Here is a 24,695-nt window from a genome sequence, read left to right on the forward strand (position 1 = left end):
TCTTGACACGAAAATATAAACCCAATAGAATCCGCTCTCTTTTTTGACGCATCTTTTATCTTTTGTATAAAAAAGATGTTGCATAAATAGTTAATTAATTTTAACACCACAGATAGATAGAATTCAGCAATAGGTTAGTTGCGAACGGCTTAAAGCCGTCGCAGATTTTTAGGACATAGAAATGCCGACAATTAGTCAGTTAGTTCGAAAGCCGCGTACAGCTAAGCGGGTAAAAAGTAATGTTCCTGCGTTAGAAAACAGTCCGCAGAAGCGGGGTGTATGTACAAGGGTATACACAACTACACCCAAAAAACCAAATTCAGCTTTGCGTAAAGTAGCTAGGGTGAGGTTGACCAACGGATTTGAAGTTTCTAGTTATATCGGTGGAGAAGGTCATAATCTTCAAGAGCACTCAGTTGTTTTGATTCGTGGCGGTCGCGTCAAAGACTTGCCGGGTGTGCGCTATCACACAGTAAGAGGGAGTTTGGATACTGCGGGTGTTAAAGACCGTAAGCAGGGGAGATCAAAATATGGCTCCAAAAAACCGAAAACTGCTTAGTGATATAGAGCTAATTACACGCGTATTTTTTAAACCGGAAACAAACAGGAAAGTAATAATCCAGATGAGGTCGCATAATGCCAAGACGTAGAGAGGTTCCAAAGCGAGAAATACTGCCAGATCCAAAATATCACAATGTAGAACTGGCAAAATTTGTCAATGTTCTCATGACGCGCGGTAAAAAGTCAGTGGCTGAAAGGATTATCTACGGTGCACTCGAGAGCATTGAAAAGAAAACTGGAAGTGACCCGTTAGATATTTTCACACAAGCATTGAATAATGTGCGGCCAATCGTAGAGGTAAAAAGTCGTCGGGTTGGAGGTGCAAATTATCAAGTTCCCGTAGAAGTGCGCTCTGTTAGACGTAATGCTCTGGCCATGAGATGGCTTCGGGATGCGGCAAGGAAAAGAAGCGAGAAATCTATGGATGCAAGATTGGCGGGCGAGTTGGCTGAAGCAGCTGAGGGGCGTGGCGGTGCGGTTAAGAAGCGCGAGGAAGTTCACAGAATGGCGGAATCCAACAAGGCATTCTCGCACTTTAGATTTTAGTTAAATCTTAGAAATGCAAATTTCATTCATTAATTGAAAATTCGTAAGGCATTAATACTGTGGCAAGAAAAACTCCTATAGAACGTTATAGAAATATCGGTATCATGGCGCATATTGATGCTGGAAAGACAACAACAACAGAACGTGTGCTGTTTTATACCGGTGTGTCTCATAAATTAGGTGAGGTTCATGATGGTGCGGCCACTATGGACTGGATGGAGCAGGAGCAAGAAAGAGGTATTACGATAACGTCAGCTGCCACAACTTGTTTCTGGCAGGGGATGGGCGGTAATTATCCAGAGCATAGAATTAATATCATTGATACTCCAGGTCACGTAGACTTTACAATTGAGGTGGAGCGTTCTCTTCGGGTGTTAGATGGGGCTTGTACAGTATTTTGTGCGGTTGGTGGAGTTCAACCACAAACAGAGACGGTTTGGAGGCAGGCAAATAAATATCATGTTCCTCGATTGGCATTTGTAAATAAGATGGATCGCTCAGGAGCAAATTTTATGCGTGTGTATGAGCAAATCAAAACGCGACTCAAAGCGATGCCTGTGCCGATACAGCTACCGATAGGAGCTGAAGATAAATTTGAAGGTGTGGTCGATTTAGTTAAAATGAAAGCTATCTACTGGGATGATGAAAGTAGAGGGATGAAATTTGACGAGCGAGATATTCCGGAATCTTTGCTAAAGGAAGCTAAAACATGGCGTGAGAAGCTGCTAGAAACTGCAGCTGAAGCCAATGAAGACTTAATGAATAAGTACCTGGAAGAGGGTGATTTGACTGTTTCAGAAATAAAGACTGGTTTGCGAGCGCGAACTATAAATAATGAAATAGTGCCCATGATGTGCGGGACCGCCTTTAAAAATAAAGGGGTTCAGGCAATGCTGGATGCAGTGCTAGATTATATGCCATCGCCTAAAGATGTCTTGGCAGTGCAAGGTGAGAAGGAAAATGGCGAGGAAGATAAGAGAATGCCTGATGATAATGAGCCATTCTCAGCGCTTGCATTTAAGATTGCTACAGATCCATATGTGGGGCAACTCATTTTCTTTAGAGTGTATTCTGGTGTAGTTGCGTCAGGAGATACGGTGTATAACCCGATTAAGGGAAAAAAAGAAAGAATTGGTAGAATTTTGCAAATGCATGCGAATCAGCGCGAAGAGATTAAAGAGGTGCGAGCGGGGGATATTGCCGCAGCGGTAGGGTTAAAAGATGTTGTTACCGGGGATACACTGTGTGATTATCAAAAAATCATAACTTTAGAAAGAATGGATTTTCCGGAACCGGTAATTCATGTCGCGGTTGAACCGAAAACTAAAATAGATCAAGAAAAAATGGGGCTAGCGCTAAATCGATTGGCTCAAGAAGATCCGTCATTTAGAGTTAGAACAGATGAGGAGTCAGGACAAACAATTATTTCTGGTATGGGTGAGCTTCATCTGGAAATCATTGTGGATCGTATGAAGCGGGAGTTTGGCGTAGAGGCAAACGTGGGGGCTCCACAGGTGGCTTATCGTGAAGCGATAAAAAAGTCAGTAGAGATAGAGGGAAAGTTTGTAAAGCAATCTGGCGGTCGTGGACAGTATGGTCATGTTTGGTTAAGAATGGAGCCAAATGAAACCGGTAAAGGATTTGAATTTATAGATGAAATAAAAGGCGGAGCAGTGCCGAGAGAATATATACCTGCGGTAGAAAAGGGACTGTTAGAGACTCTTCCTAGCGGAGTGTTGGCGGGATATCCCGTAGTGGATGTAAAGGTTACTCTTTTTGATGGTTCATATCATGATGTGGATTCGAATGAGAATGCATTTAAAATGGCGGCATCAATAGCGTTTAAGGATGGAATGCGTAAAGCTAATCCAGTGTTGTTGGAACCTATGATGGCAGTTGAGGTGGAGTCACCAGAAGATTTTATGGGAAATGTTGTAGGTGATTTATCGTCTAGGCGAGGTATGATACAAGGAATGGAGGATGTTCCTGGATTTAAAGTTATACGATCTGAAGTTCCGCTTGCAGAAATGTTTGGGTATTCTACAGCGCTGAGATCTGCCACGCAGGGCAGGGCGACTTATTCGATGGAGTTTAAACATTATTCTGAGGCGCCAAAAAATGTGGCAGAAGCCATAATAAATAAAAAATAATGAATTTGTGTATAGAGTGAAAAGGACAAGACATGGGAAAGAGTAAATTTGAGCGGTCGAAGCCACATGTAAATGTTGGTACGATTGGTCACGTGGATCATGGTAAGACTACACTTACTGCGGCAATCACGACGATTTTGACGAAGAAATTTGGAGGAGAAGCGAAGAGTTACGCTCAAATTGATTCTGCGCCAGAAGAGCGTGCTCGTGGGATAACGATTAATACGTCTCATGTTGAATATGAGACAGATAATCGTCATTACGCTCATGTGGATTGTCCGGGCCATGCAGATTATGTAAAGAATATGATCACGGGCGCGGCCCAGATGGATGGAGCAATATTGGTGGTATCGGCGGCTGATGGCCCTATGCCACAGACACGGGAACATATTTTGTTGGCGCGTCAAGTGGGTGTTCCCTACATCATCGTATATATGAATAAAGCGGACATGGTTGATGATGCGGAGCTGATTGAGTTGGTGGAAATGGAGATCCGCGAGCTGTTATCGAAATATGAATTTCCAGGTGATGATACGCCAATCATAGTTGGATCAGCTTTGAAAGCGTTGGAAGGAGATCAGAGTGATATTGGTGAAGCGTCCATTTTGAAGTTAGCGGAGGCTCTGGATAGCTATATTCCGCAACCGGATCGTGCTATTGACGGTGCCTTCATTATGCCAGTTGAAGATGTATTCTCAATATCGGGCCGAGGGACAGTAGTAACGGGTCGCGTAGAGAGGGGCATAATCAAAGTAGGTGAGGAGATTGAAATAGTGGGTCTCAAGCCGACTCTGAAAACGGTATGTACAGGCGTTGAAATGTTTCGTAAACTGCTGGATCAGGGGCAGGCAGGAGATAACGTAGGGATACTTCTGCGCGGCACGAAACGAGAAGAAGTTGAACGTGGTCAAGTGTTGGCAAAGCCGGGTAGCATATTGCCTCATACCAAATTCACGGCAGAAATATATGTGTTAAGTAAGGAAGAGGGAGGAAGGCACACTCCGTTTTTTCCTGGTTATCGCCCACAGTTTTATTTTAGGACGACGGATGTGACGGGGGCGATAGAATTGCCAGCGGGAACAGAGATGGTGATGCCTGGTGACAACGTTTCAGTGACGGTAAATTTAATAGCGCCAATTGCGATGGAAGATGGGTTGCGATTTGCGATACGTGAAGGTGGTAGGACCGTTGGTGCAGGTGTTGTTGCTAAAATTATTGAGTGATATAAGAAGGTTAAGAAAGGTAAGTCCAGTTTAGCGTTCAAATATTGGACATGTTAATTCAGGAACAGGTATATGCAAAATCAGAAAATAAGAATTCGCCTTAAAGCCTTCGATTATCGTTTAATAGATAAATCAGCTATAGAAATTGTTGAAACTGCAAAAAGAACAGGGGCCGTTGTGAAAGGCCCAGTACCACTGCCAACCAAGATCGAACGTTTCGATGTGCTGCGTTCGCCACATGTAAATAAGACGTCGCGAGATCAGTTCGAAATTAGAACACATTTGAGATTGATGGATATCATTGATCCAACAGATAAAACAGTAGACGCGTTAATGAAATTAGATTTGCCTGCAGGCGTTGATGTAGAGATAAAGCTTTAGTTAGGTTATAAGTTCTAAATTTGTAAGCTTCAGTAATTAAATAAGTAAAAGACCTCCTGTAAAGAGAGATAGAATGAGTCTAGGATTAATAGGCCGTAAAATCGGCATGACGCGAATATTTGCTGAAAATGGAGATACATTTCCGGTGACCGTAATAGATGTTTCTAGCAATCGTGTTACACAAATAAAGCAAACTGCATCCAATGGTTATTGCGCTGCTCAGATATCTTTTGGTCAGAAAAAGACATCAAGGGTAAAGAAATCGATGGCAGGACATTGTGCGAAAGCTGGTGTAGTTGTCGGAAGCATTGTCAGAGAGTTTAGGGTAAGAAATGATTCAGATCTTGATCAACTCAAGAATGGAATGGAGATTAAGAATGATATTTTCAAAGTAGGACAAAAAGTTGATATATCAGGTGTCACAATTGGAAAGGGCTTTGCAGGGGCGATAAAGTTACATCATTTTTCGTCCAATAGAGCAAGTCACGGTAATTCAAAGGCACATAATAAGCCAGGTTCAATAGGCATGGCTCAAGACCCTGGGCGAATATTTCCAGGCAAGCGTATGGCCGCACATATGGGTAATGTGAAAAGAACTACACAAAATATTGAAATACTAAGAATCGATACTGAAAGAGATTTGCTGTTAGTTAAAGGTGCAATTCCAGGATCTAAAGGCGGTTACGTGATAGTTCGGTCGAGCATAAAAGAAAAAAAGTAAGCTTATAAAGATAGAATATAAAAAGTAGGGTGACTAAAAATGGAAATAGAGCTAATCGGCAATGCAGATCAGAAATCAGCGAGCATAAATGTTTCTGATGAGCTTTTTAAGAGAGAGTATAACGAAGCGCTCGTTCATCAAGTTGTGACTTCATATTTATCTAATGCTCGTTCCGCAACTCGTGCACAAAAAGGTAGATCAGATATTGCAAAGTCAACACATAAACCTTGGCGACAAAAGGGGACAGGTAGGGCGCGTGCCGGTATGGCGTCGAGTCCAATTTGGCGGGGGGGCGGAAAAATATTTCCAAATAGCCCCGATGAAAATTATAGAAAAAAATTAAATAAGAAAATGTATCGAGCAGGTATAAGTTCTATATTTTCACAGCTTATTCGTGATGGTAGGTTATTTGTTATAGAATCATTTGACGTTGATTCGTATAAGACTAAGGCATTTTCGAAAAAATTAGAAGGTCTTGGAATGAGTGATGTAATGATCATCACTAATGAGATTGATAGTAATCTTTATTTGTCATCACGAAATATTCCAAATGTTGCAGTTGTTGAAGTAGGCAATGTGGACCCAGTAAGTCTACTTAAATTCAAAAAAACACTTATCACTAGAGAGGGTTTGAAGCGAATCGAGGAGCTTCTTTCATGAATAGTAAAAATATCAATCAAGAGCGTTTGTTAAAAATTATATTGGCGCCTCATATTTCTGAGAAAGCAACCTATCTGGGCGAGAAAAATAATCAGAGTATATTTCGAGTTGTAAAAGATGCTACTAAACAAGAGATTAAGAGCGCTGTAGAGCTGATATGGAAAGAACAAAAGATTGAAGTTAAAAAAGTCCAAACAATTAATGTAAAAGGGAAACAAAAACGGTTTGGACGTTTTATGGGAAAAAGATCAGATTGGAAAAAGGCTATCGTAAACATTAAGCAGGGACAAGAATTAAATTTTACAAATTTTGTGAATATAGAGGCTAAGTAATGGGACTTGTAAAGTTAAAACCGACATCTCCTGGTAGAAGATCCGTTGTTAAACTGATAAATAAAGAAATATACAAAGGAAATCCGTATAAAAATCTACTTGAAAAACAATCTAAAACTGCTGGACGTAATCATCATGGCCGTATTACTACAAGGCATCGCGGTGGAGGTCATAAACAACAGTATAGATTCATAGATTTTAAACGGAATAAAGATAGTGTTATTGCAACGGTGGAGCGCATTGAATACGATCCTAATAGATCGGCAAACATTGCTTTAGTTTGTTATAGCGATGGCGAAAGAAGATATATAATTGCACCAAAAGGTTTGTCAGTAGGAATGAAAATTGGCAGTGGAAAATTAGCCCAAATTAAGCTTGGTGATGCTTTGCCACTTCGTAATATACCAATGGGAACAATAATACATTGTGTAGAGCTGTTACCTGGAAAGGGAGCTCAGTTAGCCAGATCAGCAGGTTCGTTTGTTCAATTGCAAGCAAGAGAAGGTAATTATGCACAAATTAAGCTTCGTTCAGGCGAAATGCGTAAAGTACATATAGATTGTCGCGCGACGGTCGGTGAGGTAGGAAACGCAGAGCATAATTTAAGATCGATCGGAAAAGCGGGAGCTATAAGATGGCGCGGAATTAGACCGACTGTCCGTGGCGTGGCGATGAATCCCGTAGATCATCCTCATGGCGGCGGCGAAGGTAGAACTTCAGCAGGTAGACATCCGGTAAGTCCTTGGGGTACGCCAGCTAAAGGTTATAGAACTCGCAATAATAAAAGAACAAATGTTATGATAGTTCGTCATCGATATTCAAAAAAGGGGTAATGATTAAATGCCACGCTCAGTAAAAAAAGGACCTTTCGTTGATGCGCATTTGATTGCAAAGATTGAAAAAGCAAGAAATACAAATGATAAGCGTCCTATTAAAACCTGGTCGAGACGATCAACGATACTTCCTGATTTTATTGGATTAACAGTGTCCGTACATAATGGAAAACAACACATACCTATATTTGTTACCGAGAATATGGTTGGGCATAAGTTTGGTGAATTTTCATTAACACGCACTTTTAAAGGGCATGCTGGTGACAAGAAAATTGTTACTAAGCGTTAGAGGATACAAATGGAAACAGTTGCTAAATTACGGGGTGCAAGAATATCAGCGCAGAAATGTCGCCTTGTTGCCGATCAAGTAAGAGGATTGCCTGTTGACAAGGCATTGAGTATTTTGACGTTCAGTTCTAAGAAAGGTGCGGAAATTATACATAAACTTCTTGAATCAGCAATTGCTAATGCAGAGCACAATGATGGTGCAGATATTGATGAACTAAAAATTTCATCCATCATGGTAGATCAAGGAACATCTTTGAAAAGAACAAGTGCACGTGCAAAAGGTCGTGGAAATAGAATTGTGAAACCAACATGCCACATATTACTGACTGTAGGTGATGGTAGTTATACTAATAAAGGCACTAACTGATATGGGTCAAAAAATAAATCCAACTGGCTTTAGGCTTTCCGTTCAAAAGAATTGGATGTCGAAGTGGTATGCGAATAGTACTAACTTTGCAACTATGCTTAATGAAGATATAAAAGTTCGAGCATTTCTTGCAAGTAGACTTAAGAATGCTTCTGTTGGAAGAGTTCTGATAGAAAGGCCCTCGAAGAATGCGAGAATTACAATTTTTAGCTCTCGTCCTGGTGTTGTTATCGGTAAAAAAGGAGAGGATATTGAAGTTTTACGAGGCGAGCTTCAAAAACGAATGGGTGTTCCTGTTCATGTAAATATCGAAGAGATCAGAAAGCCAGAGATTGATGCGCAATTAATAGCGGACAATATTGCACAGCAGTTAGAAAAAAGAATTATGTTTCGAAGAGCAATGAAACGTGCAATGCAAAATGCAATGAGACTTGGCGCGCAGGGTATAAAAATCATGAGTTCTGGTAGATTAAATGGAATAGAGATTGCTCGTACAGAGTGGTATAGAGAAGGGAGAGTACCGCTTCATACATTAAGGGCAGATATTGATTATGGAACATCAGAAGCTGAAACAACTTATGGGATTATAGGTATTAAGGTATGGATTTTTAAAGGAGAATTGCTTGGAAAGGGCGACCAAGTAAATCAATTAACAGCAAATCCAAATTCTGAAAATGAAAAAAAGAAGCCTAATAAGAGAACATTATCATTTGCAAATCCCACTGACTTGAAGAGTGGCAAGAACATTACTAAAGAATCAGAATTACAAGATAGTTCTACTAATATCGAGCACACAACAATAGTCGATGAAAAATGAATAGTGGAGAATTGAATGCTTCAGCCAGCTAGAACAAAATATAGAAAACAACAAAAAGGTAGAAATACTGGAATCGCCACTCGTGGAGCTAAAGTTAGCTTTGGCGAGTTCGGCTTGAAGGCAGTAGGAAGAGGGCGGTTAACCGCGCGACAGATTGAAGCAGCTCGAAGAGCTATGACAAGACATATAAAAAGAGGTGGTAGAATTTGGATAAGGATTTTTCCAGATAAACCGGTATCACAAAAACCTGCAGAGGTTAGGATGGGAAATGGAAAAGGAAATCCAGAATATTACGTAGCAGAGATACAGCCTGGAAAAGTTCTATATGAAATGGATGGAGTGACTGAAGAACTGGCAAAAGAAGCTTTCCGGTTAGCTGCTGCTAAACTTCCAATTAGAACAACATTTACTATAAGGCAAATTGGTGGATAGTAATGAAGTCAAGTGAATTGAAAAATAAACAAATACCTGAATTAAACGTTGAACTAATTTCACTTTTAAAAGCGCAATTCGGGTTAAGAATGCAATTGGCAACACAGCAACTGACGAATACGAGACAATTAAGAATGATAAGACGAGATATTGCCAGAGTAAAAACCGTTATAACTCAGCGACAAAACAATCATGAAGAGTGATAAATTAAACCGTGCCATAAGTGGAAAAATTATTAGTACTAAAATGGATAAAACTGTAACGGTATTGGTTGAACGAAGATTGATGCATCCACTTTATGGTAAATTTGTTACTCGGTCTAAGAAATATCAAGCACACGACGAAATAAATCAATATACGATAGGTGATACTGTTCTGATAGAAGAATGTCGGCCATTATCCAAAACTAAGAATTGGAAAGTTGTAGATAAAATATAAAATACTTAATAAATGAGATATATTCTTGGTTTATAAGGTATGAAAAAAGTAATTCCTGCTTTGACGAATTTCGTTAGACATTGTTAACGAGTGCCAATGAAGTGCATATAGAATTATTTATTTAGCAAATATCGGCGATAACATTTTAATGAGAAGTGAATAAAAAATGATCCAAATGCAATCAATATTACGAGTGGCTGACAATACGGGTGCTCGTTCACTTATGTGTATTAAAGTACTTGGTGGATCTAAAAGGCAATATGCTGGCATTGGTGACATTATAAAAGTTAGTGTTAAAGATGCTGCGCCACGAGGAAAAGTTAAAAAAGGCGAAGTATACAATGCAGTTGTAGTTAGGACCGCTAAAGGTGTAAGAAGAAATGATGGTTCTTTGTTGAAATTTGATCATAATGCTGCTGTGTTGCTAAATAATAAATTTGAGCCGATTGGAACGCGTATTTTTGGACCAGTGACTCGTGAGTTGAGAAACGTTAATTTTATGAAAATCGTATCTCTAGCTCCAGAAGTTTTGTAGTGTTTGCAGGAGAATATTGTGCAAAAAATAAGAAAAGGTGATGATGTAATAGTCATTACAGGCAAGGATAGAGGCAAAAGGGGCACTGTCGTAAGTATTGTGAAAAATGATTATGTAATTGTTCAAGGAATTAATTTAGTAAAAAAACATCAGAAACCTAATCCAACTAATGGTACGGCAGGTGGTATAATTGGTAAGGAGATGCCGATACATGCTTCTAACGTAGCTATTTATAATTTTACTTCAAAAAAACCTGACAGAGTGGGATTCAAAGTTAGTTCGGATAATAACAAAGTACGAATATTCAAATCTAGTGGCGATTTGATTGAAACGTAAATATGGAATGGAATTATATGGCTCGCTTACAAGAATATTATAGAAATGAAGTAGTACATAAATTGATGGAACAATTCAAGTATAAGTCAGTAATGGAGGTTCCGTGCATAACAAAAATAACGTTAAATATCGGACTTGGAGAAGCGACAATCGATAAAAAGATAATCGAAAATGCAGTGTCGGACATAAAGAAAATATCTGGACAGCAACCCGTTATTACAAAGGCAAAGAAATCTATTGCAACATTTAAGGTAAGAAAAGATTATCCTATAGGTTGCATGGTTACATTGCGCAAGGTAAGAATGTATGAATTTTTAGATCGATTAATCACGATTGCAATACCTAGGATCAGGGACTTTAGGGGTATTTCAGGAAAATCATTTGACGGCAGAGGAAATTATAATATGGGTATCAAAGAGCAAATAATTTTTCCTGAAATTGATTATGATAAAATAGATAGTTTACGAGGAATGAATATATCAATAACAACTACAGCTAAAAACGATAGTGAAGCAAAAGCTTTATTAGCTGCATTCCATTTTCCGTTTAAAAATTGAGATCAGAATGGCAAAACTCGCTGTTATTAATAGGAACAATAGAAGAAATAAAATTGTTCAAAAGTATGCTGAGCAAAGAATCAATTTAAAGAAAATAATAAATGATTTTACACTAAGTGAAACTGAGCGTCATGAAGCTCGCCTGTCCTTGCAAAGGCTTCCGAGAGACTCAAGTCCTGTCCGATTAAGAAATAGATGTGCTTTGACTGGTAGACCGCGTGGTGTTTACTCTAAATTTGGCCTGGGAAGAAGCAAATTAAGAGAAATAGCTATGAGTGGTAAAATACCAGGAATTATAAAAGCGAGTTGGTGATATAATTTTTCTTTATTAGTAAAATATTGTCAATTTAGTAATAACTAAACTAATCGGTAGGTAAAAACATTATGAGTATGAGTGATCCTATAGCAGATATGCTAACACGGATGCGTAATGCGCAAATGGCAAAAAAACAATCAGTGATAATGCCAAGTTCTCTTATTAAACAAGCAATTGCTAGTGTTCTGAAAGAAGAAGGGTATATTGAGGGTTTTGAAATTGATGATCAAGGAAGCAAAAAAAATCTAGAGATAAAACTCAAATATTATTCGGGTGAGCGAGTAATTGAAAGAATAACACGCGTTAGTAAACCCGGTTTAAGAATCTATAAATCAAGTAAGAATTTGCCAAATGTAATGAATGGACTGGGAATTGCAATTATGTCTACTTCTAAGGGTGTAATGACTCAAAGAAAAGCGCAGCAACTTGGTGTTGGAGGAGAGTTATTATGCTATGTTGTTTAAAGGATCTGTTAAATGTCTCGTGTTAGTAAAAATCCGGTAACTATACCCTCCAATGTGGAAGTCACTATTTCTAATCATAATGTATTAATTAAAGGCCCTTTGGGATCTTTACAACAAAAGATAACTGAATTTGTTGTATTGGAAGTAGTTGATAATGAAATTAGAATTAAAACAGCTAATGAATCTAAGCATGCTAACGCCATGTCTGGAACAATAAGGTCCCTTATTGCTAATATGGTTCATGGTGTATCCCAGGGCTTTGAAAAAAGATTGCAATTGGTAGGAGTGGGATATCGAGCTCAGGCAGCTCAGGATAAAATAAATTTGGCTTTGGGATTTTCACATCCTATAAATTATGTTATACCTGATGGGATTGAAATTGAAACGCCGACTCAGACTGAAATTCTTATTAAGGGAATGAACAAGCAGATAGTTGGTCAAACAGCTGCTGAAATTCGCGCATATAGAAAACCAGAACCATATAAGGGCAAAGGTGTCCGTTATTCAGATGAGAAGATAATTCTCAAAGAAACGAAGAAAAAATAAGTGAAATAATATGGCAAATTTAAAAGATCGGCGATTGAGACGTTCAAGAAAAACTAGATATAAAATTGTAGAAATTGGCGCAGTACGATTATGTATACATCGAACTAACTTACACATATATGCACAATTAATAGATGATAATCTGCATAAAACTATCGCATGTGCTTCAACTTTAGAGCCCGAAGTTAAAAAAGAAATATCTTCAGGTAGCACTGTAACCGCTGCATCCTTCATTGGGAAAAGAATCGCTGAAAAAGGAAAGATGTGTGGTATTTCAAATATCGCCTTTGACAGATCTGGATATAAATTTCATGGAAGAATAAAAGCGTTAGCAGAATCTGCGCGTCAAAATGGATTAAAATTCTAATCAAGGATTTAAGATGGCAAAAGTTGGAAAGTCAAGTGTGAAGCACTTAAGTAACGAAGAGACTGGCGATGATCTGCGTGAGAAAATGGTGGCTATCAACCGAGTTACCAAAGTTGTCAAGGGCGGGCGTATTTTAGGTTTTGCAGCACTTACTGTTGTAGGTGATGGCGATGGTAGTATTGGCATGGGAAAAGGTAAATCACGTGAGGTACCAGTTGCTGTGCAAAAGGCAATGGATGAAGCACGCCGAAAAATGATTAAAGTTAAATTAAAAAACGGTACAATATATCATCCGATTACAGCTTCACATGGAGCCGCAAAAATTTATATGCAGCCTGCACCGGAAGGTACCGGAATTATTGCTGGCGGACCTATGCGTGCCATTTTCGAAGTAATTGGGATGACAGACATTCTGGCGAAATGTATCGGGTCTACTAATCCGTATAATGTAGTGCGAGCAACAATTAAAGGATTAAATTCGATGAACACTCCTGCGAGTATAGCTGCGAAACGTGGGAAGACGGTTAAAGAAATTATGGGGCTTGATAATGGTTAATGAAAAAGTGCCAAATACTATAAAAATAAGTTTGGTAAAAAGTTTGATAGGCGTGAAACAATCTCATAGAGCTACCATAATAGGTTTGGGGTTAAAAAGAATTAATAGTTCTTCAGTGCTAGAGAGAACACCAGAGACTATTGGAATGATTAATAAAATTAAATATTTAATTAAATACTGTTGATATGTTTTTAAATACAATAAAACCTGCTATAGGTTCTGTAAAGAGTAATCTTAGAGTGGGACGTGGTATGGGGTCTGGTTTCGGAAAAACTTGCGGCCGAGGGCACAAAGGACAGAAGTCACGTTCTGGTGGTTATCATAAGGTTGGATTTGAGGGAGGGCAGATGCCAATACAGCGACGTTTGCCAAAAAGAGGCTTTACGGTTTTAAGTAAACCGCAACATCAAAGTATTCAGATGAGCGTTATTAAATCGCTTAATGAAGATGTGATAACTATCGAATTATTAAAGAAATTAAATGTAATTACTGAAAAAGTAAAAAAAGTTAAGATTTATGGTGCGGAATCTATAGATCGGGTAATGTCATTTGAAGGTATTAGTGTAAGTAACGGAACAAAGTTATCGATAGAAGCATTGGGTGGAAAAATATTATAGAAACATAAGGAATAAAAGTGGCTATAAAAGGTGTTTCAAATAAGCCGGTCGATAAATTTGCGGATTTAAAACGACGACTATGGTTTTTGCTGCTAGCGTTAGTTGTATATAGAATTGGTGCACATGTTCCTGTTCCAGGAATTGATTCAACAGTACTAAAAGATTTGTTCGAATCACAAGAAGGCGGTGTATTGGGCATGTTTAACATGTTCTCAGGAGGTGCACTATCACGGTTTTCTATTTTTGCACTTGGCATTATGCCTTATATCTCTGCTTCTATAATTATGCAGCTTGGTACGGTAGCTGTGCCTTACTTAGAAGCTTTAAAAAAAGAGGGTGAGAGTGGAAGAAGGAAGATTACTCAATATACGAGATATGGCACGCTTGCATTAGCTATTGTACAGAGTTATGGAATTTCTATCGCACTTCAATCACAAAATGGATTAGTAATTGATCCTGGTGGTATGTTTACGTTGACTACTGTAATAACGCTAGTAACAGGAACAATTTTTTTAATGTGGTTAGGTGAGCAAATAACGGAACGTGGTATAGGCAATGGGATTTCATTGATTATTTTTGCGGGAATAGCGGCAGGTCTACCAAGTGCTATTGGTGGCACATTAGATTTGGTTAGTACTGGCTCCATGCATTTCCTAGTTGCATTGGGAATTTTTATAGCTGCTGCTATAGTTACATGGTTTGTGGTTTTCGTTGAAAAAGGTCAAAGACGAATTTTAGTTAATTATGCTAAACGGCAAGTTGGTCAGAAAGTATATGGCGGGCAAAGTTCTCACCTACCGTTAAAAATTAATATGGCAGGGGTGATACCTCCTATTTTTGCTTCAAGCATTATATTATTTCCAGCAACTTTAGCTGGGTGGTTCGCAAATAATGAGTCAATGGTTTTATTGAAAGATATTAGTGCTGCTTTATCGCCAGGGCAGCCGATTTATGTGATGCTCTATGCAGTAATGATAATCTTCTTTTGCTTTTTCTATACTGCACTTGTTTTTAATCCGAAGGAAACTGCTGATAATCTTAAAAAGAGCGGAGCATTTGTTCCTGGTATTAGGCCTGGAGAGCAGACTACTCGTTATATCGAAAAAATAATGCTTCGACTTACGTTAGCTGGATCTATATATGTGACACTAGTATGTTTGCTTCCAGAATTTTTGATACTTAAATGGAATGTTCCATTTTATTTCGGTGGTACGTCATTACTAATCATAGTGATTGTTACTATGGATTTTATGTCGCAAGTGCAGTCGCATGTCATGTCATCACAATATGATAGTTTATTAAAAAAGACTAATTTTAAATCCAATAGTGGCAAATTAAATGCCAGATAGTGAGTTATTACAAAAAATTAATGGCTAAAGAAGAAACAATTCAAATGCAGGGCGAGATTTTAGAAACTCTTCCGAATGCAACATTTCGAGTAAAATTAGAAAATGGGCACATAGTGCTGGGTCATATATCGGGAAAAATGCGTATGCATTATATTAGAATCTTACCGGGTGACAAGGTTACTGTAGATCTAACGCCCTATGACCTAACTAGAGCTAGAATCACGTTTAGAGCAAAATAATAAATTTAAATATGTTAATGGACTGACTATATGAAAGTAAATGCTTCTGTAAAAAAGTTATGTAGGAAATGTAAGATGATACGCCGCAATAGAGTCCTCAGAGTGATATGCGAAGACCCAAGGCATAAGCAGCGCCAGGGATAAGTTCAGAGTCAACTATATTTTTGATAAACAAGGAAATTAAATGGCGCGTATCGCTGGTGTAAATATACCAAACCATAAACATATTGGTATAGCTTTAACTTCTATTTATGGGGTTGGCAGAACAAGATCCTCAAATATATGTAAAGTTATAGGTGTTGATATTGATAGAAAGCTTAAAGACTTGTCGGAAGAGCAAATTGAATTGATACGCGAGCAGGTCGCTAAATTTACGATCGAAGGAGATCTTCGTCGTGAAGTATCAATGAATATAAAAAGACTGATGGACCTTGGCTGTTATCGTGGTTTGCGTCATAGACGCGGATTGCCAGTGCGCGGTCAACGAACACGTACAAATGCTAGGACACGGAAAGGCCCTCGCAAAGCGGTTCGTTCAAGATAAAATATTTATGTAGTGCTTTAATTATTAGGAATTTATATGGTTAAGACAACCTCTAAAGTTCGAAAAAAAATAAAAAAGAATGTATCGGAAGGCATTGCACATATACATGCATCATTTAATAATACGATTGTTACAATTACTGACAGACAGGGTAATGCATTATCATGGGCAACATCTGGAGGAGCCGGTTTTAAGGGGTCTAGAAAAAGCACACCTTTTGCAGCTCAAGTTGCAGCAGAAAACGCCAGTAAAATTGCAATCGAATGTGGTGTGAAAAATCTAGAGGTTAGAGTTAAAGGACCTGGGCCAGGGAGAGATTCAGCTGTGAGAGCATTAAATTCAGCTGGCTTTAAAATTACTAGCATTTCTGATGTTACACCAGTGCCGCACAATGGCTGTCGGCCTCCAAAAAAACGGCGAATCTGAGGAGATTAAACTTTGGCAAAGAATCTTGAACCAAAATGTAAGCAATGTAGACGCGAAGGCGAGAAGCTTTTTCTTAAAGGTGAAAAGTGTTTTACTGATAAGTGCGCAATTGAAAGAAGAAATTATCCACCGGGCCAGCATGGTCAGAAAAAAGGAAGATTATCAGACTATGGCGGTCAATTACGTGAAAAGCAAAAAATAAGAAAAATCTATGGAATTCTAGAAAAGCAATTTAGAAATATTTATAAATTTGCCGATAAACAGCGCGGGATAACTGGCGAAAATTTGCTTCAATTACTTGAAAGCCGTCTTGATAACGTGGCTTTTCAAATGGGCTTTGGAACATCTAGATCTGAGGCAAGGCAAATAGTTAGGCACAATTGTATTTTAGTTAATGGTAACCGAGTAAATATTCCTTCGTATAGAGTTAAGGCTGGAGACACAGTTGAAGTTGTACAGAAGGCACGTGACCAATTGCGTATTAAGAAATCAATTGAGATCGCAAATAATCGTGCTTTTCCAACATGGATAGAAGTTGATACAAAGGCAATGAAAGGTATCTATAAATCTAAACCTGAACGAGCTGATTTGCCTGCGACAATAAATGAATCTTTAGTTGTCGAATTGTATTCTAAGTAATCAATATTATTATTGATTTTCTTTATCTAAAGGTACATTATTACTATGCAAGGTACTGATTTGTTAACCCCAAGAATTATTGATGTTCAAAATATATCACCTCTTCATGCAAAGGTTGTCATGGAACCATTCGAGCGTGGTTATGGGCATACGCTTGGGAATGCTTTAAGACGAATATTACTGTCATCAATGACAGGTTATGCTCCAACAGAAGTCAAGATTGCAGGCGTACTACACGAGTATTCGGCTCTGGATGGTGTGCAAGAAGATGTTGTCGATATTCTAATGAATATTAAAGGCATAGTATTAAAGTTGCACAATAATGATGAAGCAATACTAACTTTAAAGAAAATTGGTAAAGGCATTGTTACTGCAGCAGATATAGAACTAAGCCATAATGTAGAAATAATTAATCCAGATCATGTAATTGCACACCTTACTGCAGATGGCAAGATCGATGTGGAACTTAAGGTTGAAAAGGGAAGAGGTTATGCTCCCGCTAACGTTAGAAAAATTGGGGCTAGTGATAAAAATGTCATTGGAACAATACTATTAGACGCATCTTTTAGTCCGATCAGACGAGTTAGTTATTCAGTTGAAAGTGCACGAGTAGAACAGCGAACTGATTTAGATAAATTAATTGTTGATATAGAAACAAACGGTGCAGTTGAGCCTGAAGAGGCAATAAGGTTTGCTGCGCGAGTTCTGGTTCAACAATTATCAGTTTTTGCAGATCTTGAGAGTACACCTATACCAAAAGAAAAGCCGCAAGCTCCTCAGATTGATCCTATATTGCTTCGACCAGTTGATGATTTGGAGCTAACTGTACGATCTGCTAATTGTCTTAAAGTAGAAAACATTTATTATATTGGCGACTTAATACAAAGAACTGAAGCTGAGCTCCTGAGAACACCAAATTTGGGTAGAAAATCTCTTAATGAAATAAAAGAAGTTTTAGCTTCAAGAGATCTTAGCTTGGGAATGAAATTGGATAACTGGCCTCCGGCTAATTTGGATAATATTTCAAAGGATACTAACCATGCGCCACAATAATGCATTTAGAAAACTAAATCGGAACAGTAGTCATAGAAAGGCTATGTTTCGTAATATGAGTAACTCACTTCTACGCCATGAAACTATTAAAACAACATTACCCAAAGCTAAAGAGCTAAGAAGATATGTTGAGCCTATGATTACTTTAGGTAAAGAGCCAACACTCGCAAATAGAAGATTAGCATTCGATAGACTTAGAGATCGAGAAAGTGTAACTAAATTGTTCGCTGAGTTGGGACCTCGATATATTTCTCGTCCTGGCGGATATATTAGAATACTTAGATATGGATATAGGAATGGAGATAATGCTCCCATGGCATTGGTAGAACTTGTTGATAAACCAGAATATGATATTGAAACTAATTCAGCAAATACAAATGATGACAATTAAATAAACTACACTGTTGATTAAGTAAAGTAACCTAATAACAACGCTCTTATTAACTCGTGCGTTTATGTATGTGAACCTAAGAGCGCTGCAATTGTTAGTTCTGCTGAATGATGGGCTATGTCATTCTGTTAATACGCTAGCAAAAAATCTCGCTTGCTCCATCAAGTCAATTTATTTTTTAGTAGATCAGTTACATAAATATCGCATAGATATAGAAAATATTAATGAAGACGGATTTCGATTATGTAATCCAATAATATGGTTGAATAAAGATTTAATACTTAGTCATATCTCTGTTTTACCAGAGAGATTCGATTTAAAATTGTTTGATGTTATAGATTCTACAAACAATTACCTTTTGCAGCAATTAAAACGAAACGCATTGAATAAAGGTAATGTCCATGTAATTGTGTCAGAATTCCAGTCAAGCGGTCGTGGACGTGAAGGACACATTTGGGAATGTGGCTTTGGAAATGGGCTTATGTTTTCGATGTGTTGGTACTTTGAAAAAAGCGTTTCTGATTTATCCGGCTTGAGTCTAGCGATAGGCATTGCAATTGTGAGAGTTTTAAAAGCTAACTCCATTCAAAACATCCAGATCAAATGGCCAAATGATATTCTTTGCGAAAATCAAAAACTAGCTGGAATATTAACTGAAATTCGCAGTGAAATGCATGGACCAACGTATGCAGTCATTGGTGTTGGCATTAATTGCAATTTATCAAAATCTGTAAAAACGCATATAAACCAAGAATTCACCGACTTATCTTCTATAGCTAGTCATTTAATAGATCGAAATCAGTTATTAGGACAATTGTTAACAGAGTTTTGTCAAGTTCTCAACGACTTCGAAAGTTATGGTTTTACTTATTTTAAGAAAGAGTGGATAAGTTATCATTCTTACGAAGGAAGAGAAGTTGATTTGAAATCTACAAGTGGTCCAATAGTAACGGGGATAATTGATGGGGTTACAAGCGATGGAGCAATCTGTTTGTTAACACCTGAAGGAAAAAAGTCGTTTAGTGGCGGCAGTATCTTTGTGCGACCCAGATACACGAATGTCTAATATATTAGCTATTGACTCAGGAAATTCTTATGTAAAATGGGGATTGTTCAGTGGTAATCAATGGATAAAGCAAGGTAGTGTTTTTTATGATGAGGTTTTAACCCTTAATAATGAATTCCTGAATTTTCCTACGCCAACGTCCATTATTATCTCTCATGTAGCGCGTAGTGAAACAAAAGATCACATAACTAAGTTAATTTCCCAATGGCCAACAAAACCACAGTGGCTTGTTTCAAATAATTTTAGATGTAATGTGATGAATGGTTATTCCAATCCTAATCAATTGGGTAGTGATCGTTGGGCGGCTTTAATTGCTGCATGGAAAATTGAGAAACATGCTTGTTTGGTTATCAACGCTGGATCAGCAGTGACAATTGATGTACTTTCTAAATCTGGAAAATTTCTTGGTGGAATTATACTTCCTGGAATTGATTTAATGGTTAAGAGTCTTCTTTTAGGTACACAACTTACAAAGATTGATTCGGCAAGTTATCAAGATTTTCCTGTCAGTACCGACAGTGCAATACAAAGTGGTATGATACATAGCATCATAGGCGCTAGTGAACGAATGTACAATCTTCTATTGTCGAACGAAAATCTTAGATCTGTCAACTGCATTATAAGTGGTGGAAGTATTTCATTACTAATGCCCTATTTTAAGTTTCCAATAAAGGTTGTAAATAGATTAGTGTTAGAAGGCTTGATCATAATTGCTTTAGACTCGGAAACCAATACAGAATTACAGTTTTCAATATGATTATGCGCCAATTGTTAAATGCTACTTTTTATGTCTCTGTTCATGAAACTCGAGAATTGCCTAAGCATTCTGGTGTTGAAATTGCGTTTGCTGGTCGATCAAATTCAGGAAAATCAAGTGCTATTAATGCACTAACTAATATAAATCGTTTGGCGTTTGTGAGTAAAACTCCTGGACGTACGCAACTAATTAATTATTTTCAATTGAAGTCGGACCATTTTCTTGTGGATTTACCGGGATATGGTTACGCTAAAGTTCCAGAGTCCATACGGCAACATTGGCAAAATCTATTAAGTAATTATTTGCAGACCCGAAGTTCACTTAAAGGTTTAATATTAATTATGGATGTTCGTCATCCGCTCAAGCCTTTAGATATCCAGATGCTTGATTGGTTTTCAGCAACTGGAAAAGCGATTCACATTTTATTAACAAAGGCAGATAAAATGAGTAAGTTTCAAGCAAATGCCGCTTTGCAAAAGGTTGCTCTTTATGTCAAGGAAGTTTACCCTCAATGCAGTGTTCAACTATTTTCTAGTTTGGCAAATATTGGCATCGATGATGCAACGGCAATCATAAATAAATGGATGCAAACTGATTAATATAAGAGCGCTATAGGATCCGTCGCGGTATGTGCGTAAAAAACCCCGGTTAAAGGGGAGTAAAACCGGGGGAACCGCCTTAATATCACACTCTCTGTCTCAGGGAGGAAAGACAGGGGACGATCAAGATAGTCCATTTATGTGACACAAACTATTTAAATCAGTTCCCCCAATTTATTTTTAATTTTCTTTCATATTTTCAATTATGTTTCCTTATAGTCATTTCCCTCAAAGAAGAATGCGGAGAATGCGTCGCGATAAATTTTCTCGCAATCTGATGCGAGAGGTCTATCTTCGGGCAGATGATTTAATTTACCCGGTTTTTGTTTTGGATGGAAAGAATCGTAGTGAGAATGTCGAATCAATGCCTGGAGTAGTGAGGCAGAGTATTGATCTTTTACTGATTCAAGCAGAAAGGTGCTTGCAACTTGGCATCCCTGCTCTTGCTATTTTTCCAGTTATTGATGTTAAATATAAAACCCTTAATGCAAGTGAATCGTATAATCCTGATGGACTTGTACCTCGAGTAGTAAGGCAATTAAAGTTAAATTTTCCTGAGTTGGGAATAATTACTGATATTGCTTTGGATCCATATACAATCCATGGTCAAGATGGTTTGATCGATCCGTCTGGTTATGTAATTAATGATGAGACAGTGGATGTTCTTTGTCAGCAAGCATTAGCTCATGCTCAAGCAGGTGCAGATATCGTGGCGCCATCAGATATGATGGATGGACGTATTTCTGCAATTAGAAACAGCTTGGATAGTCAGAAATTTATTCATACACGTATTTTGGCTTATGCTGCTAAATATGCTTCGAGCTTTTATGGTCCATTTCGCGACGCTGTTGGATCCGCCAAAAATTTAGGTGCAGGTAATAAATATACGTATCAAATGGATCCTGCAAACTCAGATGAGGCTTTATGGGAGGTTGGACTTGATTTAGATGAGGGTGCCGATATGGTAATGATTAAGCCCGGAATGCCTTATTTAGATATTGTTCGTCGTGTGAAAGATCAGTTCGGTGCGCCTACTTTCGTTTATCAAGTCAGTGGTGAGTATGCAATGCTCAAAGCCTCTGTGATTAACGGATGGTTAAATGAAGAGTCCTGTGTGTTGGAGTCATTGCTAGCTTTTAAGCGTGCAGGTGCAGACGGAATTTTATCTTATTATGCTTTAGAGGCAGCTGAATGGCTCAAGAAGACAACTTAAGTACATTAAAATAATTGATCTTTAATGTCTTTTGTGATTTTAGGCGCGTGATCAATAGAATTGTCGATCATCGGAGGGAGCAATTCACTAAAGAAATGTTCCGTAATATCTCCATTATCATCTCTGAATCCTGTTGCTGAATTAATTTTAGCGGTCTGTATTCCGCTAGGTGGTCGGTATTCGGTCATTGGAATATTCTTTAAAACAGGATCCATATAATCCATCCAGGTGGGTAATGCGACACGTCCACCGGTTTCATTGTTGCCTAACGATTTAGGCTCGTCATATCCCGTCCAGGCAATAGTGACTAAGTTTTTCTGAAAACCACAAAACCAAGCATCTACAAAATTACTGGTAGTGCCGGTCTTTCCTGCAAGATCAGTGCGCCCCAGCTGTTTAGCTTTAACAGCGGTGCCGCGGCTAATCACATCTTGCATCATGCTAGTCATAATAAATGCATTGCGTGGATCAATTACTCGTTTGGCACCGCTTGATACTGTTATGGGGTTATATTGCTCAATGAGGGTACCTTTCTCATCTTCTATACTTTTTATAAAGTATGGAGCAATCCGGAATCCACCATTTGCGAATACAGCATAACCCACAGCCATCTGCATGGGGGTGACGGAACCTGCTCCAAGTGCCATCGGTAAATAGGGAGGGTGTCGTTCCGCATCAAATCCAAATCGTGTTATATAGTCTTGTGCGTAGCGGATACCAATGGCTTGTAGTATTCGAATAGATACAAGGTTTTTTGATTTGGCCAAGGCCGTACGCATACGAATTGGCCCTTCAAATTTGCCATCGAAGTTTCTTGGCTCCCATGACTGACTTCCAGTTTGGGTTGAACTAAACGAAAGCGGTGCATCATTGATGATGGTCGCAGGAGTGAAGCCTTTTTCCAGAGCTGCAGAGTAAATAAATGGTTTAAAGCTGGATCCCGGCTGTCGCCAAGCTTGAGTGACGTGATTAAATTGATTTTTATAAAAATCAAAACCGCCAACTAAGGCACGTATGGCGCCATCATTAGAATCAATTGAAACAAGTGCAGATTCTACCTCAGGAAGCTGAACAATATGCCATAAATTCTTTGAGTCTTTTTGTATACGTATCAACGCCCCAGGAGTTATATACTTTTTTCCAGGCTCCTTTTTTTCAACTAGAGATTTTTGAACAAATTTAAGCCCATCGCCTGTAATTTCGATAATTTCTCCGCCTTTACGATAAACCTGAACTTTATTCGGTCTTGCCGCTAATACAATTGCTGCATATATATCATCACTGTCGTTAACTTCATCCAAAGCATCATTCAGTGTTTTTTCCTGGTTCATTCCATTTTTCAGTAGATCGATAAAGGCTTCAGGACCGCGATAGCCTCTACGTTGATCGTATTCAATTACATTTTTTCGCAAAGCGCGATAAGCAGATTCTTGATCAAGTTGACGGATTGTTGTATAGACCTTGATGCCTTTGTTATATGTATCTTCCTGGTATCGATCGTAGATGACCTGACGAACCATTTCAGCCACATAATCTGCTGGCATTGCAAAGGCTGTTGATCGTCTTTTCACAGGAACAGATTGTTTTTCTAATTCGCTTAGCTCCTTACCAGAAATGTAATTAAGTTTATATAATCGTCCTAGAACGTAAAGTTGCCGACTTTTAGCTCGCTTAGGATTTGTTATAGGATTATAACTAGAAGGTGCCTTAGGAAGCCCTGCCAGCATGGCGGCTTCGGCTATATTGATTTCTTGTAAGGATTTTCCGAAGTATGTTTGAGCGGCTGCAGCAAAGCCATAGCTGCGCTGTCCAAGATATATTTGGTTGATGTAGAGTTCTAAAATTTTGTCTTTAGTAAGATTATGTTCAATCTTAAAAGCTAGTAGGGCTTCACTAAATTTTCTAGTTAGTGTTTTTTCTCTTGTCAGAAAAAAATTTCGTGCCACTTGCATTGTTATCGTACTGGCACCTTGTCGTACACTTCCAGCAGAAAAGTTTGAATACGCGGCTCGTAAAACACCCAGATAATCAACACCGCCGTGTTCATAAAAACGATCATCTTCTGCAGCCAGAATAGATTGCTTAAGATTCTCTGGAACTTGAGAAATAGTTACGACGTCTCTACGTTCTGCACCAAATTCTCCAATCAATAATCCTTCATCACTATATATACGCAAGGGAATTTTAGGCCGGTAATCTGTTAATGTTTCGAGCGATGGCAAGTTTGAATAGATTACCAACGCAGCAAAACCTGCCAATAATACTCCGATCAAACCTAACGCAGAAAATGTTAGGAATAAATAATATGTCCAGCGAGCTAACATGAAAATAGATATGTGTTTATCATATAATTAAATTATCACTTTACCCAATGAA

The 24,695-nt window shown here is 38.3% G+C and carries 38 protein-coding genes; 37 read left to right on the forward strand and 1 reads right to left on the reverse strand.

Going from position 1 to position 24,695, the window contains the following annotated elements; all coding sequences use genetic code 11:
- Positions 1-181: 181 nt before the first annotated feature.
- The 37 genes from rpsL (at position 182) to hemB (ending at position 22,319) form a co-directional block, all read left to right on the forward strand.
- Positions 182-559, forward strand: coding sequence for a 30S ribosomal protein S12 (rpsL, locus tag C7H79_RS04785; protein ID WP_106706159.1), 378 nt, complete (start codon positions 182-184; stop codon positions 557-559).
- A gap of 77 nt (positions 560-636) precedes the next feature.
- Positions 637-1,107, forward strand: a complete 471-nt coding sequence (rpsG, locus tag C7H79_RS04790) for a 30S ribosomal protein S7 (protein ID WP_106706160.1) — start codon at positions 637-639, stop codon at positions 1,105-1,107.
- A 59-nt stretch (positions 1,108-1,166) separates the two neighbouring features.
- The gene (gene fusA / locus C7H79_RS04795) at positions 1,167-3,257 is read left to right on the forward strand and encodes an elongation factor G (RefSeq protein WP_106706161.1); all 2,091 of its coding nucleotides are present in this window, start codon (positions 1,167-1,169) and stop codon (positions 3,255-3,257) included.
- 32 nt (positions 3,258-3,289) lie between these two features.
- Positions 3,290-4,480 carry an elongation factor Tu gene (gene tuf, locus C7H79_RS04800; protein ID WP_106706162.1) on the forward strand — a complete coding sequence of 397 codons (1,191 nt, stop codon included), beginning with the start codon at positions 3,290-3,292 and terminating at the stop codon, positions 4,478-4,480.
- A gap of 72 nt (positions 4,481-4,552) precedes the next feature.
- Complete coding sequence (rpsJ, locus tag C7H79_RS04805) at positions 4,553-4,861, forward strand: 30S ribosomal protein S10 (RefSeq protein WP_106706163.1); 309 nt, start codon at positions 4,553-4,555, stop codon at positions 4,859-4,861.
- Positions 4,862-4,934: 73 nt separating this feature from the next.
- Entirely contained in the window at positions 4,935-5,582 is a 648-nt protein-coding gene (gene rplC / locus C7H79_RS04810) for a 50S ribosomal protein L3 (protein ID WP_106706164.1), read from the forward strand.
- A 39-nt stretch (positions 5,583-5,621) separates the two neighbouring features.
- Positions 5,622-6,242 carry a 50S ribosomal protein L4 gene (gene rplD / locus C7H79_RS04815; RefSeq protein WP_106706165.1) on the forward strand — a complete coding sequence of 207 codons (621 nt, stop codon included), beginning with the start codon at positions 5,622-5,624 and terminating at the stop codon, positions 6,240-6,242.
- Entirely contained in the window at positions 6,239-6,574 is a 336-nt protein-coding gene (gene rplW, locus C7H79_RS04820) for a 50S ribosomal protein L23 (protein WP_106706166.1), read from the forward strand. The genes rplD and rplW overlap by 4 nt, the downstream gene beginning before the upstream one ends.
- Positions 6,574-7,407 (forward strand): 50S ribosomal protein L2, encoded by an 834-nt coding sequence (rplB, locus tag C7H79_RS04825; protein ID WP_106706167.1) that lies wholly within the window; start codon positions 6,574-6,576, stop codon positions 7,405-7,407. Before rplW ends, rplB begins: the two co-directional genes overlap by 1 nt.
- 7 nt (positions 7,408-7,414) lie before the next feature.
- Positions 7,415-7,696, forward strand: coding sequence for a 30S ribosomal protein S19 (gene rpsS / locus C7H79_RS04830; protein WP_106706168.1), 282 nt, complete (start codon positions 7,415-7,417; stop codon positions 7,694-7,696).
- Positions 7,697-7,705: 9 nt separating this feature from the next.
- Positions 7,706-8,062, forward strand: coding sequence for a 50S ribosomal protein L22 (gene rplV, locus C7H79_RS04835; protein WP_106706169.1), 357 nt, complete (start codon positions 7,706-7,708; stop codon positions 8,060-8,062).
- A gap of 1 nt (position 8,063) precedes the next feature.
- Complete coding sequence (rpsC, locus tag C7H79_RS04840; protein ID WP_106706170.1) at positions 8,064-8,879, forward strand: 30S ribosomal protein S3; 816 nt, start codon at positions 8,064-8,066, stop codon at positions 8,877-8,879.
- Between the two features lie 15 nt (positions 8,880-8,894).
- Positions 8,895-9,311 (forward strand): 50S ribosomal protein L16, encoded by a 417-nt coding sequence (gene rplP, locus C7H79_RS04845; protein WP_106706171.1) that lies wholly within the window; start codon positions 8,895-8,897, stop codon positions 9,309-9,311.
- Positions 9,312-9,313: 2 nt separating this feature from the next.
- Positions 9,314-9,514, forward strand: a complete 201-nt coding sequence (gene rpmC / locus C7H79_RS04850; protein WP_106706172.1) for a 50S ribosomal protein L29 — start codon at positions 9,314-9,316, stop codon at positions 9,512-9,514.
- Complete coding sequence (gene rpsQ / locus C7H79_RS04855; protein ID WP_106706173.1) at positions 9,504-9,749, forward strand: 30S ribosomal protein S17; 246 nt, start codon at positions 9,504-9,506, stop codon at positions 9,747-9,749. Before rpmC ends, rpsQ begins: the two co-directional genes overlap by 11 nt.
- Positions 9,750-9,915: 166 nt before the next feature.
- Positions 9,916-10,284, forward strand: coding sequence for a 50S ribosomal protein L14 (gene rplN / locus C7H79_RS04860; RefSeq protein ID WP_106706174.1), 369 nt, complete (start codon positions 9,916-9,918; stop codon positions 10,282-10,284).
- 18 nt (positions 10,285-10,302) lie between these two features.
- A complete protein-coding gene (rplX, locus tag C7H79_RS04865) occupies positions 10,303-10,620 on the forward strand; it encodes a 50S ribosomal protein L24 (protein WP_106706175.1) in 318 nt (105 codons plus the stop codon).
- A 17-nt stretch (positions 10,621-10,637) separates the two neighbouring features.
- Entirely contained in the window at positions 10,638-11,177 is a 540-nt protein-coding gene (gene rplE, locus C7H79_RS04870; protein WP_106706233.1) for a 50S ribosomal protein L5, read from the forward strand.
- A gap of 7 nt (positions 11,178-11,184) precedes the next feature.
- Positions 11,185-11,490, forward strand: a complete 306-nt coding sequence (gene rpsN / locus C7H79_RS04875; protein WP_106706176.1) for a 30S ribosomal protein S14 — start codon at positions 11,185-11,187, stop codon at positions 11,488-11,490.
- Between the two features lie 71 nt (positions 11,491-11,561).
- Complete coding sequence (rpsH, locus tag C7H79_RS04880) at positions 11,562-11,957, forward strand: 30S ribosomal protein S8 (protein WP_106706177.1); 396 nt, start codon at positions 11,562-11,564, stop codon at positions 11,955-11,957.
- Between the two features lie 12 nt (positions 11,958-11,969).
- Entirely contained in the window at positions 11,970-12,503 is a 534-nt protein-coding gene (gene rplF / locus C7H79_RS04885; protein WP_106706178.1) for a 50S ribosomal protein L6, read from the forward strand.
- Positions 12,504-12,513: 10 nt separating this feature from the next.
- Entirely contained in the window at positions 12,514-12,870 is a 357-nt protein-coding gene (gene rplR, locus C7H79_RS04890; protein WP_106706179.1) for a 50S ribosomal protein L18, read from the forward strand.
- Positions 12,871-12,883: 13 nt separating this feature from the next.
- A complete protein-coding gene (rpsE, locus tag C7H79_RS04895) occupies positions 12,884-13,426 on the forward strand; it encodes a 30S ribosomal protein S5 (protein WP_106706180.1) in 543 nt (180 codons plus the stop codon).
- On the forward strand, positions 13,419-13,610 hold the full coding sequence (rpmD, locus tag C7H79_RS04900; RefSeq protein ID WP_106706181.1) for a 50S ribosomal protein L30: 192 nt from the start codon (positions 13,419-13,421) through the stop codon (positions 13,608-13,610). Before rpsE ends, rpmD begins: the two co-directional genes overlap by 8 nt.
- Position 13,611: 1 nt before the next feature.
- Positions 13,612-14,043 (forward strand): 50S ribosomal protein L15, encoded by a 432-nt coding sequence (gene rplO / locus C7H79_RS04905; RefSeq protein WP_106706182.1) that lies wholly within the window; start codon positions 13,612-13,614, stop codon positions 14,041-14,043.
- Between the two features lie 17 nt (positions 14,044-14,060).
- Positions 14,061-15,392, forward strand: a complete 1,332-nt coding sequence (gene secY, locus C7H79_RS04910) for a preprotein translocase subunit SecY (RefSeq protein WP_106706183.1) — start codon at positions 14,061-14,063, stop codon at positions 15,390-15,392.
- 20 nt (positions 15,393-15,412) lie between these two features.
- A complete protein-coding gene (infA, locus tag C7H79_RS04915; RefSeq protein WP_013647126.1) occupies positions 15,413-15,631 on the forward strand; it encodes a translation initiation factor IF-1 in 219 nt (72 codons plus the stop codon).
- Positions 15,632-15,661: 30 nt separating this feature from the next.
- Complete coding sequence (gene rpmJ, locus C7H79_RS04920) at positions 15,662-15,775, forward strand: 50S ribosomal protein L36 (RefSeq protein ID WP_106706184.1); 114 nt, start codon at positions 15,662-15,664, stop codon at positions 15,773-15,775.
- 40 nt (positions 15,776-15,815) lie between these two features.
- Positions 15,816-16,175 (forward strand): 30S ribosomal protein S13, encoded by a 360-nt coding sequence (gene rpsM / locus C7H79_RS04925; protein WP_106706185.1) that lies wholly within the window; start codon positions 15,816-15,818, stop codon positions 16,173-16,175.
- Positions 16,176-16,211: 36 nt separating this feature from the next.
- A complete protein-coding gene (gene rpsK, locus C7H79_RS04930) occupies positions 16,212-16,601 on the forward strand; it encodes a 30S ribosomal protein S11 (RefSeq protein WP_106706186.1) in 390 nt (129 codons plus the stop codon).
- A 12-nt stretch (positions 16,602-16,613) separates the two neighbouring features.
- Positions 16,614-17,240: a 30S ribosomal protein S4 gene (gene rpsD, locus C7H79_RS04935; protein WP_106706187.1), complete on the forward strand. Its 627-nt coding sequence runs from the start codon at positions 16,614-16,616 to the stop codon at positions 17,238-17,240.
- A 45-nt stretch (positions 17,241-17,285) separates the two neighbouring features.
- On the forward strand, positions 17,286-18,293 hold the full coding sequence (locus C7H79_RS04940; RefSeq protein ID WP_106706188.1) for a DNA-directed RNA polymerase subunit alpha: 1,008 nt from the start codon (positions 17,286-17,288) through the stop codon (positions 18,291-18,293).
- Positions 18,280-18,684 carry a 50S ribosomal protein L17 gene (gene rplQ / locus C7H79_RS04945; protein WP_106706189.1) on the forward strand — a complete coding sequence of 135 codons (405 nt, stop codon included), beginning with the start codon at positions 18,280-18,282 and terminating at the stop codon, positions 18,682-18,684. Before C7H79_RS04940 ends, rplQ begins: the two co-directional genes overlap by 14 nt.
- A 91-nt stretch (positions 18,685-18,775) precedes the next feature.
- Entirely contained in the window at positions 18,776-19,750 is a 975-nt protein-coding gene (locus tag C7H79_RS04950; protein WP_242447154.1) for a biotin--[acetyl-CoA-carboxylase] ligase, read from the forward strand.
- On the forward strand, positions 19,743-20,507 hold the full coding sequence (locus C7H79_RS04955) for a type III pantothenate kinase (RefSeq protein WP_106706191.1): 765 nt from the start codon (positions 19,743-19,745) through the stop codon (positions 20,505-20,507). The genes C7H79_RS04950 and C7H79_RS04955 overlap by 8 nt, the downstream gene beginning before the upstream one ends.
- Before the next feature lie 2 nt (positions 20,508-20,509).
- Complete coding sequence (yihA, locus tag C7H79_RS04960) at positions 20,510-21,106, forward strand: ribosome biogenesis GTP-binding protein YihA/YsxC (RefSeq protein WP_106706234.1); 597 nt, start codon at positions 20,510-20,512, stop codon at positions 21,104-21,106.
- A gap of 205 nt (positions 21,107-21,311) precedes the next feature.
- On the forward strand, positions 21,312-22,319 hold the full coding sequence (gene hemB, locus C7H79_RS04965) for a porphobilinogen synthase (RefSeq protein WP_106706192.1): 1,008 nt from the start codon (positions 21,312-21,314) through the stop codon (positions 22,317-22,319).
- A gap of 5 nt (positions 22,320-22,324) precedes the next feature.
- Here the strand turns inward: hemB and C7H79_RS04970 are convergent, their stop codons facing one another.
- Entirely contained in the window at positions 22,325-24,643 is a 2,319-nt protein-coding gene (locus C7H79_RS04970; protein WP_106706193.1) for a penicillin-binding protein 1A, read from the reverse strand.
- Between the last annotated feature and the right edge of the window lie 52 nt (positions 24,644-24,695).

It is taken from the genome of Nitrosomonas supralitoralis (assembly GCF_003011925.2).
GTDB classification, from domain to species: Bacteria; Pseudomonadota; Gammaproteobacteria; order Burkholderiales; family Nitrosomonadaceae; genus Nitrosomonas; species Nitrosomonas supralitoralis.

Bases quoted from the DNA above. Each gene is read 5' to 3' on its own strand.
- rpsN (WP_106706176.1), top strand. From the start codon at position 11,185: ATGGCAAAACTCGCTGTTATTAATAGGAACAATAGAAGAAATAAAATT.
- C7H79_RS04970 (WP_106706193.1), bottom strand. From the start codon at position 24,643: ATGTTAGCTCGCTGGACATATTATTTATTCCTAACATTTTCTGCGTTA.
- rpsJ (WP_106706163.1), top strand. From the start codon at position 4,553: ATGCAAAATCAGAAAATAAGAATTCGCCTTAAAGCCTTCGATTATCGT.
- rpmJ (WP_106706184.1), top strand. From the start codon at position 15,662: ATGAAAGTAAATGCTTCTGTAAAAAAGTTATGTAGGAAATGTAAGATG.
- rplW (WP_106706166.1), top strand. From the start codon at position 6,239: ATGAATAGTAAAAATATCAATCAAGAGCGTTTGTTAAAAATTATATTG.
- rpsL (WP_106706159.1), top strand. From the start codon at position 182: ATGCCGACAATTAGTCAGTTAGTTCGAAAGCCGCGTACAGCTAAGCGG.
- rpmD (WP_106706181.1), top strand. From the start codon at position 13,419: ATGGTTAATGAAAAAGTGCCAAATACTATAAAAATAAGTTTGGTAAAA.
- rpsG (WP_106706160.1), top strand. From the start codon at position 637: ATGCCAAGACGTAGAGAGGTTCCAAAGCGAGAAATACTGCCAGATCCA.
- infA (WP_013647126.1), top strand. From the start codon at position 15,413: ATGGCTAAAGAAGAAACAATTCAAATGCAGGGCGAGATTTTAGAAACT.
- rplC (WP_106706164.1), top strand. From the start codon at position 4,935: ATGAGTCTAGGATTAATAGGCCGTAAAATCGGCATGACGCGAATATTT.
- rpmC (WP_106706172.1), top strand. From the start codon at position 9,314: ATGAAGTCAAGTGAATTGAAAAATAAACAAATACCTGAATTAAACGTT.
- rplN (WP_106706174.1), top strand. From the start codon at position 9,916: ATGATCCAAATGCAATCAATATTACGAGTGGCTGACAATACGGGTGCT.
- C7H79_RS04955 (WP_106706191.1), top strand. From the start codon at position 19,743: ATGTCTAATATATTAGCTATTGACTCAGGAAATTCTTATGTAAAATGG.
- hemB (WP_106706192.1), top strand. From the start codon at position 21,312: ATGTTTCCTTATAGTCATTTCCCTCAAAGAAGAATGCGGAGAATGCGT.
- rpsH (WP_106706177.1), top strand. From the start codon at position 11,562: ATGAGTATGAGTGATCCTATAGCAGATATGCTAACACGGATGCGTAAT.
- C7H79_RS04940 (WP_106706188.1), top strand. From the start codon at position 17,286: ATGCAAGGTACTGATTTGTTAACCCCAAGAATTATTGATGTTCAAAAT.
- yihA (WP_106706234.1), top strand. From the start codon at position 20,510: ATGCGCCAATTGTTAAATGCTACTTTTTATGTCTCTGTTCATGAAACT.
- rpsE (WP_106706180.1), top strand. From the start codon at position 12,884: ATGGCAAAAGTTGGAAAGTCAAGTGTGAAGCACTTAAGTAACGAAGAG.
- tuf (WP_106706162.1), top strand. From the start codon at position 3,290: ATGGGAAAGAGTAAATTTGAGCGGTCGAAGCCACATGTAAATGTTGGT.
- rplQ (WP_106706189.1), top strand. From the start codon at position 18,280: ATGCGCCACAATAATGCATTTAGAAAACTAAATCGGAACAGTAGTCAT.
- rplO (WP_106706182.1), top strand. From the start codon at position 13,612: ATGTTTTTAAATACAATAAAACCTGCTATAGGTTCTGTAAAGAGTAAT.
- rpsK (WP_106706186.1), top strand. From the start codon at position 16,212: ATGGTTAAGACAACCTCTAAAGTTCGAAAAAAAATAAAAAAGAATGTA.
- rplB (WP_106706167.1), top strand. From the start codon at position 6,574: ATGGGACTTGTAAAGTTAAAACCGACATCTCCTGGTAGAAGATCCGTT.
- rplV (WP_106706169.1), top strand. From the start codon at position 7,706: ATGGAAACAGTTGCTAAATTACGGGGTGCAAGAATATCAGCGCAGAAA.
- rpsQ (WP_106706173.1), top strand. From the start codon at position 9,504: ATGAAGAGTGATAAATTAAACCGTGCCATAAGTGGAAAAATTATTAGT.
- rplE (WP_106706233.1), top strand. From the start codon at position 10,638: ATGGCTCGCTTACAAGAATATTATAGAAATGAAGTAGTACATAAATTG.
- rplF (WP_106706178.1), top strand. From the start codon at position 11,970: ATGTCTCGTGTTAGTAAAAATCCGGTAACTATACCCTCCAATGTGGAA.
- rpsC (WP_106706170.1), top strand. From the start codon at position 8,064: ATGGGTCAAAAAATAAATCCAACTGGCTTTAGGCTTTCCGTTCAAAAG.
- rplP (WP_106706171.1), top strand. From the start codon at position 8,895: ATGCTTCAGCCAGCTAGAACAAAATATAGAAAACAACAAAAAGGTAGA.
- rplR (WP_106706179.1), top strand. From the start codon at position 12,514: ATGGCAAATTTAAAAGATCGGCGATTGAGACGTTCAAGAAAAACTAGA.
- rpsM (WP_106706185.1), top strand. From the start codon at position 15,816: ATGGCGCGTATCGCTGGTGTAAATATACCAAACCATAAACATATTGGT.
- rpsS (WP_106706168.1), top strand. From the start codon at position 7,415: ATGCCACGCTCAGTAAAAAAAGGACCTTTCGTTGATGCGCATTTGATT.
- rplD (WP_106706165.1), top strand. From the start codon at position 5,622: ATGGAAATAGAGCTAATCGGCAATGCAGATCAGAAATCAGCGAGCATA.